Origin of the sequence: Leptospira sarikeiensis (genome assembly GCF_004769615.1) — a bacterium.
Classification (GTDB): Bacteria; Spirochaetota; Leptospiria; order Leptospirales; family Leptospiraceae; genus Leptospira_B; species Leptospira_B sarikeiensis.
Map to the genome: position 1 here is coordinate 238,741 of NZ_RQGF01000012.1, position 17,137 is coordinate 255,877.

The 17,137-nt window shown below is 39.1% G+C and carries 13 protein-coding genes; 7 read left to right on the top strand and 6 right to left on the bottom strand.

Translation table 11 applies throughout. The annotated features are described in order from the left end of the window. Positions 1–7: 7 nt before the first annotated feature. Entirely contained in the window at positions 8–2,032 is a 2,025-nt protein-coding gene (locus tag EHQ64_RS05520) for an oxidoreductase (RefSeq protein ID WP_135648500.1), read from the bottom strand. A gap of 136 nt (positions 2,033–2,168) precedes the next feature. On the opposite strand from EHQ64_RS05520, the gene EHQ64_RS05525 reads away from it, so the two are divergent. Both EHQ64_RS05525 and EHQ64_RS05530 read left to right on the top strand, forming a co-directional pair. Continuing rightward, positions 2,169–2,825: a TetR/AcrR family transcriptional regulator gene (locus EHQ64_RS05525; RefSeq protein ID WP_135648501.1), complete on the top strand. Its 657-nt coding sequence runs from the start codon at positions 2,169–2,171 to the stop codon at positions 2,823–2,825. 117 nt (positions 2,826–2,942) lie between these two features. After that, positions 2,943–3,980 carry a DsbA family protein gene (locus tag EHQ64_RS05530; RefSeq protein ID WP_135648502.1) on the top strand — a complete coding sequence of 346 codons (1,038 nt, stop codon included), beginning with the start codon at positions 2,943–2,945 and terminating at the stop codon, positions 3,978–3,980. Here EHQ64_RS05530 and EHQ64_RS05535 read toward each other — a convergent pair. Continuing rightward, a complete protein-coding gene (locus EHQ64_RS05535) occupies positions 3,977–5,452 on the bottom strand; it encodes a flavin-containing monooxygenase (RefSeq protein WP_135648503.1) in 1,476 nt (491 codons plus the stop codon). The two genes, EHQ64_RS05530 and EHQ64_RS05535, sit on opposite strands and share 4 nt — an antisense overlap. A 182-nt stretch (positions 5,453–5,634) precedes the next feature. Between EHQ64_RS05535 and EHQ64_RS05540 the strand changes: the two genes are divergently transcribed. Continuing rightward, positions 5,635–6,633: a hypothetical protein gene (locus EHQ64_RS05540; protein ID WP_135648504.1), complete on the top strand. Its 999-nt coding sequence runs from the start codon at positions 5,635–5,637 to the stop codon at positions 6,631–6,633. Here the strand turns inward: EHQ64_RS05540 and EHQ64_RS05545 are convergent. Both EHQ64_RS05545 and EHQ64_RS05550 read right to left on the bottom strand, forming a co-directional pair. Beyond that, positions 6,630–8,576 (bottom strand): sensor histidine kinase, encoded by a 1,947-nt coding sequence (locus tag EHQ64_RS05545; protein WP_246048600.1) that lies wholly within the window; start codon positions 8,574–8,576, stop codon positions 6,630–6,632. The genes EHQ64_RS05540 and EHQ64_RS05545 overlap by 4 nt on opposite strands. 49 nt (positions 8,577–8,625) lie before the next feature. Further along, on the bottom strand, positions 8,626–9,393 hold the full coding sequence (locus EHQ64_RS05550; RefSeq protein ID WP_135648505.1) for a response regulator transcription factor: 768 nt from the start codon (positions 9,391–9,393) through the stop codon (positions 8,626–8,628). Positions 9,394–9,507: 114 nt separating this feature from the next. Here EHQ64_RS05550 and EHQ64_RS05555 point away from each other — a divergent pair, with 114 nt between their 5' ends. Next, positions 9,508–10,767, top strand: a complete 1,260-nt coding sequence (locus EHQ64_RS05555; protein WP_135648506.1) for a sugar transferase — start codon at positions 9,508–9,510, stop codon at positions 10,765–10,767. A gap of 14 nt (positions 10,768–10,781) precedes the next feature. After that, positions 10,782–11,195 (top strand): hypothetical protein, encoded by a 414-nt coding sequence (locus EHQ64_RS05560; RefSeq protein ID WP_135648507.1) that lies wholly within the window; start codon positions 10,782–10,784, stop codon positions 11,193–11,195. A gap of 133 nt (positions 11,196–11,328) precedes the next feature. Here EHQ64_RS05560 and EHQ64_RS05565 read toward each other — a convergent pair whose 3' ends face one another. Next, positions 11,329–12,351: an LEA type 2 family protein gene (locus tag EHQ64_RS05565; RefSeq protein ID WP_135648508.1), complete on the bottom strand. Its 1,023-nt coding sequence runs from the start codon at positions 12,349–12,351 to the stop codon at positions 11,329–11,331. A gap of 83 nt (positions 12,352–12,434) precedes the next feature. Here EHQ64_RS05565 and EHQ64_RS05570 point away from each other — a divergent pair, with 83 nt between their 5' ends. Continuing rightward, entirely contained in the window at positions 12,435–12,899 is a 465-nt protein-coding gene (locus EHQ64_RS05570) for a hypothetical protein (RefSeq protein WP_135648509.1), read from the top strand. A 2-nt stretch (positions 12,900–12,901) separates the two neighbouring features. Next, positions 12,902–13,576, top strand: coding sequence for a hypothetical protein (locus EHQ64_RS05575; protein ID WP_135648510.1), 675 nt, complete (start codon positions 12,902–12,904; stop codon positions 13,574–13,576). Between the two features lie 48 nt (positions 13,577–13,624). On the opposite strand, the gene EHQ64_RS05580 is transcribed toward EHQ64_RS05575, so the two are convergent. Beyond that, positions 13,625–16,960: an efflux RND transporter permease subunit gene (locus EHQ64_RS05580; RefSeq protein WP_135648511.1), complete on the bottom strand. Its 3,336-nt coding sequence runs from the start codon at positions 16,958–16,960 to the stop codon at positions 13,625–13,627. Positions 16,961–17,137 lie beyond the last annotated feature (177 nt).

Consider the following 17,137-nt stretch of genomic DNA (forward strand, 5'->3'; position numbering starts at 1 on the left):
TCTATCCTTATACCGTCGCAGAAACTTTGTTTTCTTTTCCTATACTGTATGCTGCATTTAATCCTTCCATAAATGCTCTCTCTGCATCAATCCCCTTAGAATCTTTTGCTCCACCGATAACAAATATTTGTTTTTGCGGATACAACGATTTATAGGTCTCATACAGAGAACTTTCTTTTTCCTGTCCCACACAAAGGACTAGGGAATCACAAGGATAAAGAACCTCTTCTCCATTTTTCATGGTTATCTTAAGGCCGTCTTTTGTGATTTCCTTATAGTTAAGTCCTTGAAAAAATTCCACGCCGGACGCTTCCAATTCCTGTTTGAGAGCCCAGAATGTAGTAGGCCCCAGGCCGGCACCATGTTTTCCGCTTCTTCTAAAAATCGCAACATCTCTTTCCGATTTATGAGTCTGGATAATAGCGTTCGTATAAGAATCGATATTATATTTTTTTGAATAAGATTCGAGACTTGGATCGTTTTCTTCGGTAAGTTTATGAGCCACATCAACACCAATCCCTCCTCCGCCGATCACCGCCACCTTTTTGCCTGCCTTGAATTTTCCAGTCAGATAATCCGTATAGTTTCCCGCAGGAAGAGTATCAATGCCTGGTAGGGCAAATTCTCTTGGCTTAACTCCTGTTGCAAATATGATCGCATCCGGATTTAATTCTTCAAGCAGCTTTAGATCACAATTCGTATTTAAACGAATATCCACACCGAGCGCAGGAAGTTCGTTTTTAAAATAACGGATCGTCTCTTTGAATTCCGATTTACCGGGAATATTCGAGGCAAGTAGGAACTGTCCTCCGAGTTGATCCGATTTTTCGAATAGTACAACTTCGTGGCCTAGAGAAGCACTGGCTCTTGCCGCTTCCAATCCTCCCGGTCCAGATCCGATCACCACAACTTTTTGACGCTGTACATTTTGATCCGATACATAATCTAGTTCATTGACAGCCTGAGGATTTACGAGACAGGAAACCGATTTATCTACGAATGCATGATCTAAACAAGATTGATTGCATGCAATACAGGTATTGATCCGATCCGATGTATCTGTTTGGATCTTTTTTACGATAAACGGATCCGCAAGAAATGGTCTTGCCATCGAAATTATATCTGCCTGATCCTTATCAAAAATTCTTTGTACTGTGATCGGATCATTTACTCGGTTGGATGCAATGATTGGGATACCTGGAGTTTTTTCTTTGATCCGTCCTGCAATGTTTGCCCATGCTCCTCTCGGAACTAGCTGGCTTATAGTGGGAATCCTTGATTCATGCCATCCGATCCCTATATTCAAAGCGGATACACCTTCTTGTTTGAGAGTCTGAGCGAGATCGCATACTTCTTCAAAAGTGGGATTTCCCGGAATAAGATCGATCCCTGACATTCTGAAAATGATAGGAAAACCTTCTGGAAGATTTTTTACGACTGCGCGTAGAACTTCGACAGCCATATTCATTCTTCTTTTATGATCTCCTCCAAAATGATCGTCCCTATGATTTGTCACCGGAGAGAAGAATTGATTAATCAGATATCCTTCGCTCCCCATAATTTCTACGGCTCCGAATCCTACTTCTTTCGCGAGCTTTGCCGCGATCCCGAAATCTTCTACGGTCTTCCAACATTCTTCTTCTGTGAGAGCTTTAGGAATATATCTGTTGATAGGAGCTCGAATTGCAGACGGACCTACGCAGTTTCTATCAAATGCATAACGTCCTGCGTGGAAAAGTTGTGCGCACATCGTTCCGCTTCCGTTCAGAAGATCGTTCATCTTCTTTAGTTCGGATGCGTGTTCTTCATTTTGTATATTGAAGAAGTGTTTAGATCCTCTTCCTTCTTCGTTTACGCTGATCCCACCTGTGACAATAAGGCCAACGCCGCCTTCAAAACGTTTTCCGTAAAAAGCGGCCATTCTTTCTGCGGTTCCGGTTTTACCTTCGAGTCCAAGGTGCATAGATCCCATAACAAATCGGTTTGGAAGAGTAAACTTTCCTATATTTATGGGTTGAAACGCTCTTTCCATGGTATTATTCCCTGCTGAATTCCGTATAAACGTTATTATTTACCAGTGGTAATATAAATAATTCGAAAATCAAGATTTAATTTACCACTGGTAAATATATTCTTGCAAAGAATGGAAGGTGTTAAGAATCATTGGCATGCCCGTAAAGAATAAACGCCGTCAACAACAGGGACCTGGAAGGCCGTTTAAAAAAGACAAGATCACCGTAAGAGAAGATCTCATATCCGCGGGAACCGAATTATTAAAGACTACTCCTCTTGAGGAGATTTCATTACGAAAAGTTGCTGCACTCGCAGGTGTGAGCCATGCGGCATCTTATCATCATTTCGAAAGTAAAAACGCTTTGCTTGCCGCGATTTCGGAAAGAGGGTTTCAGAAATATTTCTCAGAGTATCAGATAGAACTCGAAAAGACGAATAATAATTTTATAGGCCGTTTTAATGCTCTCGGTTGGACCTATATTCAGTTTATTTTAAACAATCAGCAATTTGCTAGAATTATGTTCGGTGGTATAGATTTAAAATTACATCCTACATTATCTGCAGTTTCGAGAAGGACGTATAGGCAGTTGCATGAGATTATACGAATGGGGCAAAGATTGGGTGCAATTAAGCCAGGCCAAACCCGCGAGAAAACTGTAGCATCTTGGTCTATGATCCATGGGATCGCAATGCTCTTCTTGGAAGGGAGGATAAAACCCAAAAAAGACAAAGAGGAGATGAGAAAATTCGTCCTGTCAGTGATAGAGTGCGCGTATACCGGGATGACACTTCCTCCTTCTTTAGCTGAATAGGGAAGTACAAGTATATCCTTTTGTTATATGTAAAAGATCGTGATTTTATCGAAAAATAATTAATTAAACTTGGCTGTTCTTCAAAGATCGAAACTAATATCCTGCGTAGGTAAATTCATGAAATATATCGGAAAAATCCTCTTGAGCGCTTGTATTCTTCTTTTTCTAAGATCGGAAAAAACTTATGCAGAAAAGGCATCTAAACTTCCGGAATTCGCTACTCCTCAACTTTATATACAGATAGACGGTAAAAAGATCAGCTCTTCCGATGTTGAAAAAGAAATGGGAGATGAATACGAAAATTTAGTCTCCAGCGCAAATGACAAACTGTTCCAACTTCTAGAAACATTAGGAATTCGTAAAATGCTTCGTTTGGAAGCAGCCGAAAAGAAACTTTCAGTTAAAGAATACACGGATCGTATCAATAACTCGGTCGAAAATCCATCAGAAGAAGAATTATTGGGGATTTATCAGCAGATAAAGAATGCAGGCCAAACAAACGAGCCGTTTGAAAATATTCGATCTCAAATTTTGGACTATCTGATCTCCGAAGGCCAAGAGAAGGCGATGAGAGAAGAGATCTCCAGATTAAAGAAAAAATATCATTATGTTGCAAAACGCCCTTATGTTCCTAAGGAAGCGGATATAAAAGGAGAACCCACTAGAGGCAGCAAGGATGCGCCGATCACCATCGTAGAGTTTACGGATTTTGAATGTCCTTTTTGTATAAAATTCCAAGCCACTAGTAAAGAGCTTAGAAAAAAATACGGAGATAAGATCAAATGGGTGGTTAAAGATTTTCCTTTACAGTTCCATCAAAAGGCATTGGGAGCACATATTGCTGCAAATTGTGTTTTGAAACAAGGACAAGACAAATATTGGAATTATTTTGATTCTCTTTTTACGGAGAATAGATCCCAGGAAACTTTAACTCCTGCGTGGCTTACCCAAAAGGCAAAAGACCTAAAGGTAGATATGACCTCTTTCAATGCTTGTTTGACGGATGAGTCTATCCAAAGAGAGATCCAGGAAGATGTGAAAGAAGCTGCTCGTTTGGGAATGGAAGGAACACCATCCTTTTTGATCAATGGTAGGATGATTTCCGGAGCCTTAGACCTGGAAACATTTGAAGCATTAATAGAATCCTCTCGTTAAGCCGAGAGGATATCGTATTTAGATAAGTCGATCTTTTGGGTCTTACGGCTGTACTCGTAAGTATGGCCTGGCCAATTATTCGTGTTTTTTCCGGAAGAATTAATATACCAACTAGTGCATCCGGTATCCCAAACGAATTTGCCAAACTTCTCCTCTAAGGATTCGTTATAAGTTTCCATGGATCGCAATTTAGGGACCAATGCTTGGATCCCTCTACTATGCATTTCATTTAGAGCAGAAATTAGATAACGCACTTGTGATTCGATCATATATACGATCGAGTTATGAGCTAGATTCGTATTTGGTCCGTATAAAATATAAAAATTCGGAAAACCTGCGACTGTGACTCCTAAATATGCCTCTGCACCCTTCTTCCAAACTTCATTTAGGTCTTGTTTTTGGGTCCCAATCACTTTCATCGGAGATAGGAATTCCGTAGCTTTGAAGCCGGTCCCGAAAACGATCGCGTCATATTTTTCGGTGCCGTTTTTAGTGACTATACCTTCAGTATTTACTTCTGTAATTGCTTCAGGTGTTACCCGAGTATTCGGTTTTGCTAATGCTTCATAATAATCGTTGGAAAGTAGGATCCTTTTACATCCCGCAGGATAATCCGGAGTAAGTATTTGTCTTAGCGCCGGGTCCTTTATGAACTTTTTCATATGAGATAGGCTCATCCATTTTACGATCTTATTCGCATGATTGTTCTTTTGAAAAGCGATCATACGAATTTCGTTCCAGATATAAATTTGGAATCTAAGAAGTAACCTGTATCCTGGGAGATATTTAAAGAAAAGTTTTTCGAACCAGAAATATTTACGGTCAGGTTTCGGAACTACCCAGGGAGGAGTTCTTTGAAAAACGGTTACCTCAGCTCCTTGGTTCACGATCTGCGGGATAAACTGAATTGCACTGGCACCTGTTCCGATCGCTGCTACTTTTTTTCCTGCAAAATTATAAGAAGGATCCCATTTTGCAGAATGGAAGATCCTACCAGAAAAACTTTCTAATCCTTTGATAGAAGGTAATGCGGGGCGATTTAATTGTCCTACTGCAGAAACGAATACATCATATTCTAAAGTTTCTCCTTTGGAAGTTTTGACTTTCCATATTCTAGACTGGTCATCCCAACTTGCGGATTCTATTTCGGAATTGAATTGGATATGAGGAAGTATCCCATATTTTTTGGCACAATGTTCCAGGTAGGAAAGTATTTCAGGTTGTGCAGAATATTTTCTAGGCCAATTCGGATTCGGCTCGAAAGAAAAAGAATATAGGTGAGAAGGAACATCGCAAGCAGCTCCTGGGTAAGTATTCTCTCTCCAAGTTCCTCCTACAGAATTTGATTTTTCGAAAATTTTAAAATTATGAAATCCATTCTTCTTAAGTTGGATCGCTGCTGCCAATCCACCGAAGCCCGTCCCTACTATAGCTATAGAGGTCGATTTTTCTTTTTTATTTTTTACGGACATATTTTCCTCACGACTCGAACGGATAAAAATTTACCTTGTGAACAATTGTTTACAATATTGATTATTTTTAGTTCTGACTTAAGCGCATCGTGGAAATAAAAAACATTATAGCAAGTCGATTTTTTTGGTAAGTCTCTTGTCGGAGATGTTAATATTTATCAATAAAAGTCGAAAACTACGGTATGAAATATATCTATGGTTTTTGTATTTTTATCCTTTTCGGAATAGGAATTTATTCGGATTCTTTGGATCCTTCCGATCCAAATTTAAGTGAAGAAGAAAGAGAAAACATCATCAAAAACCAAGAATTCAGATGGGATTATCGGCCTCAGGCTTTGCGAAAAATAGAGAACAAACCAATACTGGAATCGTTCTCAAAATGGATCTCTCCAAATACGGAAGAATTTTTTAATCTGGGCCCCTTATCGATACATGTCCTTAAAGGGACTTTTTCCGAAAAAGTAAAAATAGAAACCTTAACTCTAACCAAACATTCCGATTTTATTTTTGCTGGAATTCCTACTGAGATCTTCACGGATCCTCCGATTCTTTTGGAATCCTCTGGAATGTTTCATATCAGCATCACCAACGAAAAAGGAAATCACGTTAGACCGAATCGAGATGTATCCGTAAAAATGCAACCTATCTCTTCTCCAGAAGGTGTTAAAGTATATAGTATGGTTGAAAATACTTGGTCCGAGGATCCCGTTCAAAGAAACGATTTTAATCGATGTGAAACTTGTGATTTTTCTCCTTGGTTGTACGCTTCGATCCGAAACGAAGGATGGTGGAATTTCGATAAACCGAATCTTGAATTTACCTGCATCAAAGGGAAAGTCCAAGGCGATTTCGGAAAAACGTATACAGTTTCCGCTGCAGGTTTAAATTATTACGGATTAAATTTTACAACAGCGGATCGGGACGGAAGCTTTTTGTTAAATGTATTAAAAGGGAAGAAGGTGAAATTATTTGCAGAGGAGGATAAAAAATACGATTCTAAGGAACAGAAACGCGGATTAGTTGCTTTGCCTTCTTTCGTTTCTCAAAATCGAACCGCATTTTCTAAAACTACCCCGAAACTTTGCCAAGATATAGGTTTGCTTAAACCTAAAGATAGAGATGTTTCGCTTTGGAAGAATCGATCAGAATTTCTGAAAACGATAGATATGCCGGATATTTAATCCGAAGGATTTGCAAAAGTTTTTGGTACTTCTATCGATATTTTTGCAATCGATTTTTCAGGAAAATCCAAGGTTAAACTTGCTCCGAAAATCCTTAGTAAAGCGCTATGAATTCTTAATCCTTGCCCGGAAGAAGGGCCTTCGAAAGTTTTTCGGATCGAATTAGAAATTATAATTTTAAAACTTTGTTCGGATGAAAAACGAATGCTGATTTGAGCGGAGTTTTCCGAATATTTTACTGCATTCCGGACAGATTCGCGAAAAGCGTAATAAATCGTTTCCTGCAGTTCAGGCAAAAATTCTGGGAAATTTTTTTCAAAATCTCTTTCTTCTTCCAAAAGAAATTCCGAATTTTGAAAATCCGTTTTTAATAAATTTTTTAGAACTTGAAAAAGCCCGATCCTGGAGAGTTCCAAACGTATATCCGGTAGTTCCGTTAAGAATAAGGAAATTTTGCCGTGTAATTCCGTTAAAGTTCTTAGATCTTCCGCATTTTTTTCGGATATGTTTTGGGAAGATAAGTTTAAGATTACGGAATGTAATTCGGGTAGCACCTCATCGTGGAGTATTTGTCTCGTTTTATGATCCGAAATTTTTCGCTCTATAATATGCTTTTTTTGTAATTCCCCTAGGATCGTATTCGTTTCTTCCAAAAAAACAGAATTTAGGATCCAGCTGGAAACCGTCTTAGCAATTTCGATTTCTTCTTCTGCAAATAGGCCTTCATTTCCTTTTTGTCCTAAAAACAAATAACCTTCTCCGCTTGGAAATGTCTCTATTTTGATACAAATAACGAAATCGAAGGATCGATCCTTATCCAAATAAACTATATCTGAATGTATGAAACTATTCTCTAATTTCGAAAGATCCGGAATATTAAAGATCGAATCTTTAGGGTAAAGGACTTTGGTATCTGAAAAATAAGGGATTTTTCCTTTAAAGATCAATGCTGCTTGGTTAGTTTCTAAAACATCTTCGCATAGGTATGTAAAAGAAAGCTCGATAGATTGAGGAGATAAGATCTTTTTTAATACTTCATTTTGGTTTAATCCGATCTGTTTGTTTTTTCTGATCGTAAAAAATTTAGAAAGAAAGAATGCATAAGAGCAGATAATGAATATTTCTGCTTTTGGATATCCTAATTTTGCAAAGTTCAGAAAGAAAATGGATAAGAAGAAGGAACCCATAACTGAATTCTTCCACTCTTGTTTCAGACTGATCTTGGGCAGGATCCTTCCGGTTAATATTTCATAAGATGTTAAGGCACTTCCTAAAATTAGAACACAGATGCAGATAAGTATCTGGATACAAAGAACGAACCCATAAAAGTATTTTGGTTCTGTTTCTGCCTTTGCGATCAGATTTTCTAATATGCCGAACTCATTTCCTACGAATAATACGGATACTAATATCGCTACTCCTAAAAGAGAAAAGCCGATCCATTTCAAAAAAGGAATGGATTTTTGCCTTCCGATTTCGGACAGGCTATTGTCTGAAATTTTGAAAAGATATAAACTAAATATAGATAGGGAAATGCAGGATAAAATGTAGATAGAATATGCAGATTTGAACGAAAAAGGAGTAAGATTCCAATATTCAAATAAACTGATATTGGATAATTTTCCGAGATCTCTGAATAATAAGATACAGATCGCAATCAGCTGGCAAAGAAGAAGTAAGTAAAATAAAAATTTAAAGAATCTGCTTTTTCGAAGGAAGCCGAAAAACCAGACGATTACTACGAACCATCCGAATGGAATTAGGATTAGTAGGATCAATCCAGGAAAAAAATAATACATCGGATACGAGGACACTGCAGGAAACCCGTCTTGCCCTATGATCGCGGAAAAAGAAAATAAAAGTGAAGAAATTAAGAGAGTGAATATGCTAAAATAAGCCGCTGCATTTTTCTTTTCCAAGTTTGTTGCGGTTGTTGAAGCCAACCAAAACAAATTCGTAGAAAGGAATATAAAAAAAGAACAAATTATAATCTCAAGAGAGATTGCCAAAGTTTTGATCCCATTGGATCCGTTTTCCCGAAGGATCCCTATAATAAATTTTTCCGTCTTCATCCCAGGATAAAAAACGATTTGTTAGAACGATCAAAGCGGCTCTTGTCCTGGCTACCTTCTCGTCAGAGTTACTCTCATTTAAGTTCCATGCAGAATATATTTGTCCGTTAATTCTGCTGATTGTTCTTTTATCTTTAAATCCGAAATGTCCTGCGATCTGTTCGTTACTCATCCCCTTTGCCAGCATTTCAGCGACTACTCTTTCGTTAGGCTCTAAGATCGCTAAAGGAGAATTTTCGTCCTTTTCCTTTACTTCGCTGACTCTGGATTCGATTTCCGGATCTATGAAACTTTTGCCATCGTATGCCAGGCGGATTAAAGGAAGAACCATTTGTGGTAGAAGATAATTCGATTTTCTTACGTATGCATAATGGCTTAAAATTCCAGACCTTCTGAAGGTTCTGAAATATTCGTCGCTATCCTGTATAGAATATATGACCACAGGTTTTCTTGGGAATTCTTTCCGAATTGAAATGATGGTCTCTATCCCGTTCAATTTTCCGGCGAGTCTTACATCTAAAAGAAGAACATCCGTTTCTTCTTCCATACAATAACGAACTGCTTCCTCTCCTGTTTCACAATCGAAGACTGACTTGATCTTTCCCGATTCTTCTAAACCGAAGATCATCGCTTTTCTGAGTTTTGAATTGTCTTCAGCAACGAGTATTCTGAGAGGATCAGGCTTCATATATAGTTTTCAGAATTTTATGATCAGGAGAAGATTTCGGTCAAGCACTTGAGTGCTTGGTTTACGACACTCGAAGGGTGGGCTCTGTCCGGGAAAAATTCTAAAATACTTTGTATGAAACGAATTTTAGAATTTTTTCTCATTAGTGTAGCGATAATAGTCTTTTCGCCGGTGTTTCTTGGGATCTGTCTTGCGATCCTCGTTTTTGATTTCGGTCCTATTTTCTTTTTACAAGAAAGGGTCGGGATTTCTAAGAAAAAGTTTTCGATCTGGAAGTTCAGGACTTTCCGAAACGGTTCTCCTACAGTTATAGGCTCCATTTTAAGAAGTACAGGTTTGGATGAGCTTCCTCAGATCTGGAATATTTTGAAAGGAGATATGGGAATTATAGGGCCGAGGCCTTTAACTGAGACGGACATTTTAAGATTAGGTTGGAACTCGAAAACATTCGAATCCAGATGGTCTATCAAACCAGGAGTTACCGGATTATCTCAATTGTATTCAGGAAGAGGATCCAAATATTCTTTGTGTTTCGATCTTTCTTATCTAAAAAGAAAAAGTATATTATTAGATCTTAAAATTCTATTTTTCACTTTTTTGATGAATTTTTTTGGAAGACGACGGGTTCGTGAGAGTTTATGGAAACGTTTAGAAAAAAGAGACAAAGGTTTTTTTTGGGGAAATTGGACAAAACATTTTAAAAAGAATGCGGAAAGACCTTATCCAATCGTAGAGGAACAAGTGATCGGTTTTATTCCTCAGAAAAGAATTCCGGTCTCGAGATCCTTGGCAATTTTTCAATTAGGAGAATCCGGGGAAGGAAGGATCGCTCGTGATATCGACCATGTCGAGATCTATGGTGTGGATAAAAATTATAGAGAAGCTCTTAAACTTTTCGTTAAAGAAGAAGGTAGGCATGCGAGGATCTTAGGAGATTGTGTGCGAGCATTGAGAGGGGAATTGGTTTCTCAGAATTGGACTGAAAAACTTTTTCATTTTGGGAGAAGACTTTTAGGCACAAGATTAAAACTGATGGTACTTTTGGTCGCAGAAGTGGTAGGTATCTGTTTTTATAAAAAGATCGCTGAAAAAATCCCGTACGGTTCAGTAAAGCAGGCCCTTTCACATATCGCATCGGATGAAGAGAAACATTTGGTCTTTCATAGCTACTTCTTCCGGATCAGGATCAAAAATCCGATCTCAAGAGCTTTGTTTAAGGTTTTCTGGAGAATTTTATCCTTATGTGCCTGCATTTCAGTTCTGCTGGATCATCGGAAAACATTCAAAGCTTTAGACATTTCTCTTAGAGATTGTTTCTTTGATTTCAGAAATATAGTTCTCGATACTGAAAAAAGTATCCTTCAAACGATTTGAATCAAGTAAACCCGATGCAAGTTGTTTTGGTTTTTAAAAGAGAAATTCTAGGATTCGGATTTGAATCGAATGAAAAGGATCTAATTCAAAATTCTAGTTTCATGAGAAAACGTTTGGGTCAATGGATCCGAAAAAATCGGATCCAAACTTTGTGTTTCGTTGAAAGAATTGAAAAAATCGAAGGTTCTTATATAGGATTTATCGGTTTTGCTCCGAGGGAATATTTAAAGTTCGGGAATGAATTGGAAGCGGATGAATTTGGGACCGGAAAGTATCTGAAGATCGATTATTCACCTCTTTCGGGCGGTAAAAGTAAAATCCGGACTTTTATGAAAGAAAATAATATTAGAACTGATGGATCGAAAATTTATGTGAGTGAGAAGCCCGATTTTTCGAAAGGGAGTCTGTATTTGCGAATTATGAATTAATATGCATTATGTAATTATAATGTATATTTTACTTTTACGCCGCGCAACGGATCGTAGCGGAAATCCCGCGAAGCGGATTGGAGCGTAGAGCCGGGTGCTCGCCGTTTTCGGCGAGCATGCGCCCTAAACTTTTTTAATTCCAGCTAAAAGATCCCGATTTATCAAATTTAAATAAAACGGGGCCGGTGCCTATCTCGGGGGCTTCGGTGGATGCTTTGCCAGTGAGTTTGAATGCTGCGGATTTTTTGGAAACCGCATTTGCGATCCCTTGTGTTACTGTTCCGAGTGGGAAAGAAGTGCGAACGCTTAGGATCGATTCTTGTCCTTGGTTTTCGATCCTTATTGGTTGCCCGGTTAGGAATTTTTCTTTTTCCAAATTCAATTCGAATTCAAAATCAGAAAATTGTAATCTAGATGTGGCTCTGTTTTTTAATACGATCTGAAATTCAGTATCTATTTTTAGATCTAGAGCGGATAATCCTGCAGCAACTGCGGAACCTGGAGATTTTTTCTGAGGCCCGAGAAGAGTATCCAAAAACGAAGTAGCTTTTTTTGCTAAATCTTCCGTGCCGGCAGAACTTAAGATCGTGCTAGGATCCGGTTTGATGATCTTAAAATTCCTGATCTCTATATCCGGAAGCACTGCAGGGATCTTTCTTTCTTCTTCGAATGGAAAATCGAGTGAGGCCGCACCTGCTATATTTCTGTATTTTTCAGGGATAGGAAGTGAGACTACTCCTTGGACTTTTACCAGAAGATCAATTTTGCCCGGGACTTTTTTATATAATGCAGCTAGATCTTCGTAGGCAAAAGTTAAATCCACAGGAACTGGTTTGTTGGAGTTCCCACCAACGGTAGGTATTTTGGTTTTTGCCTTGGTGAATTGTTGACCTTCGATGAGGATATTCATTTCCAGATTTGTTGCTGGTAAAGCGATCGGATAGGGGTTTTTGACCTTGGAGTCTACTCGTAGTTTTATTTCCGAGAGGTTAATTTCGGCGATAGAGACTTTTTCAAGAATAAAGGAAGGTTTGTCCAGATCCTCGATCTTTTCTTTTACCTTCTTTAAATCAACTTTTTGTAATTGAGCACATCCAAATAGGAAGTTTGCCGTTAAGGATATTCCAATAATAGAGAAACGAATAGTACGAGACATGAGCACCTCTGAGAATCAGGTCTTTATCGGCGATCTTAACTTTGTTGGGAACTAAGTTTTAAGGGTAGGAAATAAAAAGTAGAATGATTTTTGTTCATACCGAGCTCGGATTCCTATCGTTTCAAAGGAAGAATAGCGGTAATGAATATTATAACGTTTGGTTCCGGAGCCCGATTTATATTACTATTTTGTGTATAGGATTTACAGCATCGCAAATTTTGATTTTACTCGTTACTTTTAGGACTCAATACCATATTGCCGGAGTTAACTTTTGCAGAGTATTTCTAATTCTTACTACTATGGCAGGCATTTATACAATGTTTATATTTGCAAAGGGGGGTAGGGCAAACGAAGTTTCATTAGTTGGGCTATATGGTCAGAAAATTTATACCTCTTTTGATGGTATCCTTGAAATAAAAACAGTTCCTTTTGATTGGTCTGTAGTTATTGTCGAAACTTCGAATGATTTTGTTCTTCTCAATACTCAAGTGCATAGATTTGGGAAACTCATTGAGATATCAAAATCAAATAAATACATTGTGAATTAAATATGAAATCAAATCATATAATAGCTATTGGCCTATTTCTTTTCTTTACGTTTTGTGGCTCGGGGACAGAAGTAAAATATTCAACTGAAAAATCTATACTCTATAAGTTGGATCACAATAACACAATTTCTGAAATTGGTAAGATTTATCCAGGGTTTCCTTTGTTAACGAAAAGAGATAAGTTACCTTCGGGAGAGATCGTTGATAGATTTCCGGATCCGGAAATTTATAAAACAAAAGGGTTTACCTTTGCTAGAGAATTAGTGAAGGCTAATTATAAAGAGCCGTATAGTTACGAACTATATCCTGATTATGGAAAATATTCTGCGGGTCGCTCCTACCCTCGAATGTTAGTCGTTGTCTACGGAGAAGGCCGTATTACTTTTGCTAGAACTGGATTATTCCATAAAGATAATGGAAAATATGATTTTGATGGATATAAGTACTTTCTTTGCCAATATAGAACACTTGCCGAAAACGGAGAGAAAAAACTTGAAAATTGTAAAGGCGCCATCAAGAAAGAACGCCTTAATTCTTCTTTTGTTCCCTTAGAAAAAGACATGATCGATTCTATAATCAATCTTAAATGCTCAAATTTTGAAAATGCCGAAATTAATTGTACCTTTGAAGATAAACCTTATAAAGGAACTAAGTCAGATAGTATAATCATTTACTAAAACATCTCTCCTCCAACAAAAAGGGCCCTTACGGGCCCTTCCTTAAAACTACTTCTTCTTTTTAGAACCCGACTTTTTCGGTTTAGATTCTACTTCCTTCGCCCAATCATCCAGGGAAGCGTTATGACTAATTGCCGCTCCACCACCTTCCGAATGAATGGTTGCTGTCATATCCGGACGGAACTTACCTTCGATCCATTCTCTGAACTTATCGATCCCGCCGAAGATGGAAGGAACCACGATCAGAGTGACCAAGGTGGAAAGGATCAAACCACCGATGATCGCAATCCCCATCGCGGTTCTTGATTTCGCAGCCTCTCCAAGACCTAAAGCGATCGGAACAGTTCCCATGATCATCGCGATAGAAGTCATCAAGATCGGACGTAATCTTACGAGACCCGCTTCGAAAATCGCTTCATCTCTTGTGATCCCTCTTTCTCGAACTGCTTCCATCGCATAGTCAACGAGTAGGATCGAGTTTTTAGCCACGAGACCCATGAGAAGAATAAGCCCGATCATAGAGAAGATATTCAACATCTCTCCAGTTAAGAACAGAGCGAAGAATGCTCCGGAAATCGCAGGAGGGATCGCGAATAAGATCGTGATCGGAGTGATAAACGATTCATAAAGAGAAGAAAGAACCAAGTAGATGAATATCAACGCAAGACCGAATGCCACGATGATGTTCAGGAATAATTCTTTAAGATCTTCCGACTGACCTTGGAAATTAAAACGAACTCCCGGTGGAGGAGGAATTTCTTTGGTCAAAATTTTAGTCGCTTCTTCCATTGCAGTACCGATCGCACCACCCGGAGCAAGGTTTGCATTTACAACGACTGCTCTTGCTCTATCGATACGGTTAATACGAGAAGGACCTAAGTTTTCTTTACCAGTACTGATCGCAGCGAGAGGGATCAGTTTATTTGCGATATTCGGGACTTTTGTTTGGGAATACGCAGCACGCAAGTTCCTTTGGTCCGGTCTAAGTCTCATACGAACTTCGTATTCGATCCCTTTATCGTAGAATTTACTTACCTGATCTCCAGCGATCTGATATCTTAATTCAGAACCTGCAACTCCGGGAAGAACACCTACCAATTGCATTCTGGAATTATCCAATACGATTTGGTATTCAGGCTTTCCACTCCTAAAGTCGGAGTCTATATCCGCGAGATCCTTGATACCTTTCAGACGTTCTATTATCTTTTTAGAATATGCTTCCACTTCTTCCAGGTTATTCCCTTTGAGGACTAACTGGAACGGGTACTGGACCCCACCACCAACTGCCGAATAATCCGAAACCGCAGGCCTTGCATAATCGTAAGCCTTGAGCATTGTACGGATATCTTCCTTAACACTGGTAGTATCCCTGGATCTTTTTTTGGAAGAAACAAGTGCGATTGCAAGGATCGCAGTGTTCGGCTCTCCGCCATCCGGTTTACCGATTGTAATGGCGATCTTATCCATTTCAGGGAATTTTTGGAGTTCTGTTAAAACTTTGTCCGCAACTTCTTTCGTTCCTTGCAAGCTCGTGCCTGGAGGAAGATCCAAGGTCACCATAAACTCTCCCTGGTCGTTCGCAGGTAAGAATGTTTTCTTAACGAATGCACAACTCACGAAGGAAAGAATGAAGATCAAGAAAGTGAGTAGGATGATCTTTCCTGGATGTGCCAATGCATAACGCATTGTAATGGTGTAAATTTTTTCCAACCAGTTTTGGAAACGATCAAATGCTTCTACTGCAGCATTTCTTTTATCGTGGCTTAGTTTACCTGCAAAATATGCGGATAACATTGGTGCCACAAAAAGACCGTCAAACAAGGAAATGATCATGGCGAATACCACAGTCAATCCGAACTGTTTGAAGAATTGTCCTACGATACCGGATAAAAATCCGACAGGGAAGAATACCGCAATCACAGTTAAGGAAGTTCCGATCACCGCAAGAGCCACTTCCATAGTTCCTTTTTCCGCGGCTTCCATGACGGTTGCGCCTTCTTCCAGTTTACGGAAGATATTTTCCCGGACTACGATCGCGTCGTCGACCAAGAGACCTACCGCAAGTGATAAGGCCAACAAGGTCATAACGTTGATGGTAAATCCCATCACCCACATGATGATGAATGCTCCGAGTAAGGAGTTCGGTAGAGCGAGACCCGTGATGATCGTAGATCTTAAATTTCCTAAGAAGAAATAAACAGTGATTACCGCGAGTAAGATCCCGAGAACAATAGCTTCGGTCACGTCTTCAACGTTATATCGGATCCATCTGGAACCGTCTCGGATGAGTCGGATCTTAGGTTTACCTTCTAAAGGTTGGATATCCGCGTTTAACTTATCGATCCTTTTTAAAACTTCGTCCGCAACGGATACGGTGTTCGCTCCTGATTGTTTGTAAACGTCGATGAATAATGCGGGCTTCAGTTCTTTTTCGATTGTTTCGGTTTTCTTTCCGCCGAAAAGTCTTTTGACTCGTTTCGGAAGTTGTCCAACCCAAGTGAATGGATGTGTTAGAAATCCTACATCCTCTTCTTCCACTTCGTCACTTTTAGAAGCCCAAAGATATCCTAAAGTTTCTTCGTCTTCGGTTCCGTCTCTAACGGTCCCAAGTTGTTTGATGAGTACTGAATTTCCTACATCACCGCCGAAGGACACGATCGTGTTTTCAATTTGAGAAAGAGTTTCATATCTTCCTAATGTTCTATAGGAAGTTTCTTTAGCGCCAGAATCGAATTTTCCAACCGGAACGTTCAAACCTGCGGTCTTTAACCTGTTTGCGATCACGACCATCGGCATTTGATAAGAAACTAATTTATTTCTATCTAATTCGATTTGGATCTCTCTTCTGGTTCCACCCACGAGTTTTACGGAACCCACACCTGCGATCTGTTCCAACTTTGCCTTAACAGTTTCTTTCGCTAGATCGTACATTTTTGCCTGATCTAGATCTGCAAACACCGCCAGACGAATGATCGGTTGATCCGCAGGGTCGAAACGAACTACTTTAGGTTCTTTAATACCGTCGGGAAGTTTAGGACGAACAGATGCAGTCTTATCTCTAAACTGTTGTTCTGCGTATTTGATATCAGTAGAAAGAGTGAATTCTCCTAAAACTACGGAGACACCTTCCTGGTTACGAGAAGTGATCTTTTTTAAACCGGCAATGGAAGAAAGTTCTTCTTCTAAAGGTTTTGAGATCAATTCCTCGATCTCTTCCGGACCAGCTCCCGGATAGATCGTAGTTACGGTCACTACCGGGATATTTACATCCGGAAATAGATCCACTCCCATCTTGCTTAAGGAGAAAACCCCGGTGATCAACATCAGGATCACGATACTAGTGATAAAAATGGGACGTTTAATGGAGAGGAGCGCGATATTCAAGTTGCCTCCGGAGTATCTCTATTCTTAGAAAATGAATAGTAGGATAGCTCTACAGAAGGCCATTGGGATCGATTCCAGGAATTTAGAAAACAAATTCGCGAAACCATTTATGGAAATTTGGACGGAAAGGTTTTGAGAACGTACTAAGTCTTCCTACAAACTCTGGCGAGAAAAATC

Coding starts and splice junctions, on each gene's coding strand:
- EHQ64_RS05560 (WP_135648507.1), top strand. CDS start 10,782: ATGCAAGTTGTTTTGGTTTTTAAAAGAGAAATTCTAGGATTCGGATTT.
- EHQ64_RS05550 (WP_135648505.1), bottom strand. CDS start 9,393: ATGAAGCCTGATCCTCTCAGAATACTCGTTGCTGAAGACAATTCAAAA.
- EHQ64_RS05520 (WP_135648500.1), bottom strand. CDS start 2,032: ATGGAAAGAGCGTTTCAACCCATAAATATAGGAAAGTTTACTCTTCCA.
- EHQ64_RS05565 (WP_135648508.1), bottom strand. CDS start 12,351: ATGTCTCGTACTATTCGTTTCTCTATTATTGGAATATCCTTAACGGCA.
- EHQ64_RS05530 (WP_135648502.1), top strand. CDS start 2,943: ATGAAATATATCGGAAAAATCCTCTTGAGCGCTTGTATTCTTCTTTTT.
- EHQ64_RS05575 (WP_135648510.1), top strand. CDS start 12,902: ATGAAATCAAATCATATAATAGCTATTGGCCTATTTCTTTTCTTTACG.
- EHQ64_RS05570 (WP_135648509.1), top strand. CDS start 12,435: ATGATTTTTGTTCATACCGAGCTCGGATTCCTATCGTTTCAAAGGAAG.
- EHQ64_RS05535 (WP_135648503.1), bottom strand. CDS start 5,452: ATGTCCGTAAAAAATAAAAAAGAAAAATCGACCTCTATAGCTATAGTA.
- EHQ64_RS05525 (WP_135648501.1), top strand. CDS start 2,169: ATGCCCGTAAAGAATAAACGCCGTCAACAACAGGGACCTGGAAGGCCG.
- EHQ64_RS05540 (WP_135648504.1), top strand. CDS start 5,635: ATGAAATATATCTATGGTTTTTGTATTTTTATCCTTTTCGGAATAGGA.
- EHQ64_RS05555 (WP_135648506.1), top strand. CDS start 9,508: ATGAAACGAATTTTAGAATTTTTTCTCATTAGTGTAGCGATAATAGTC.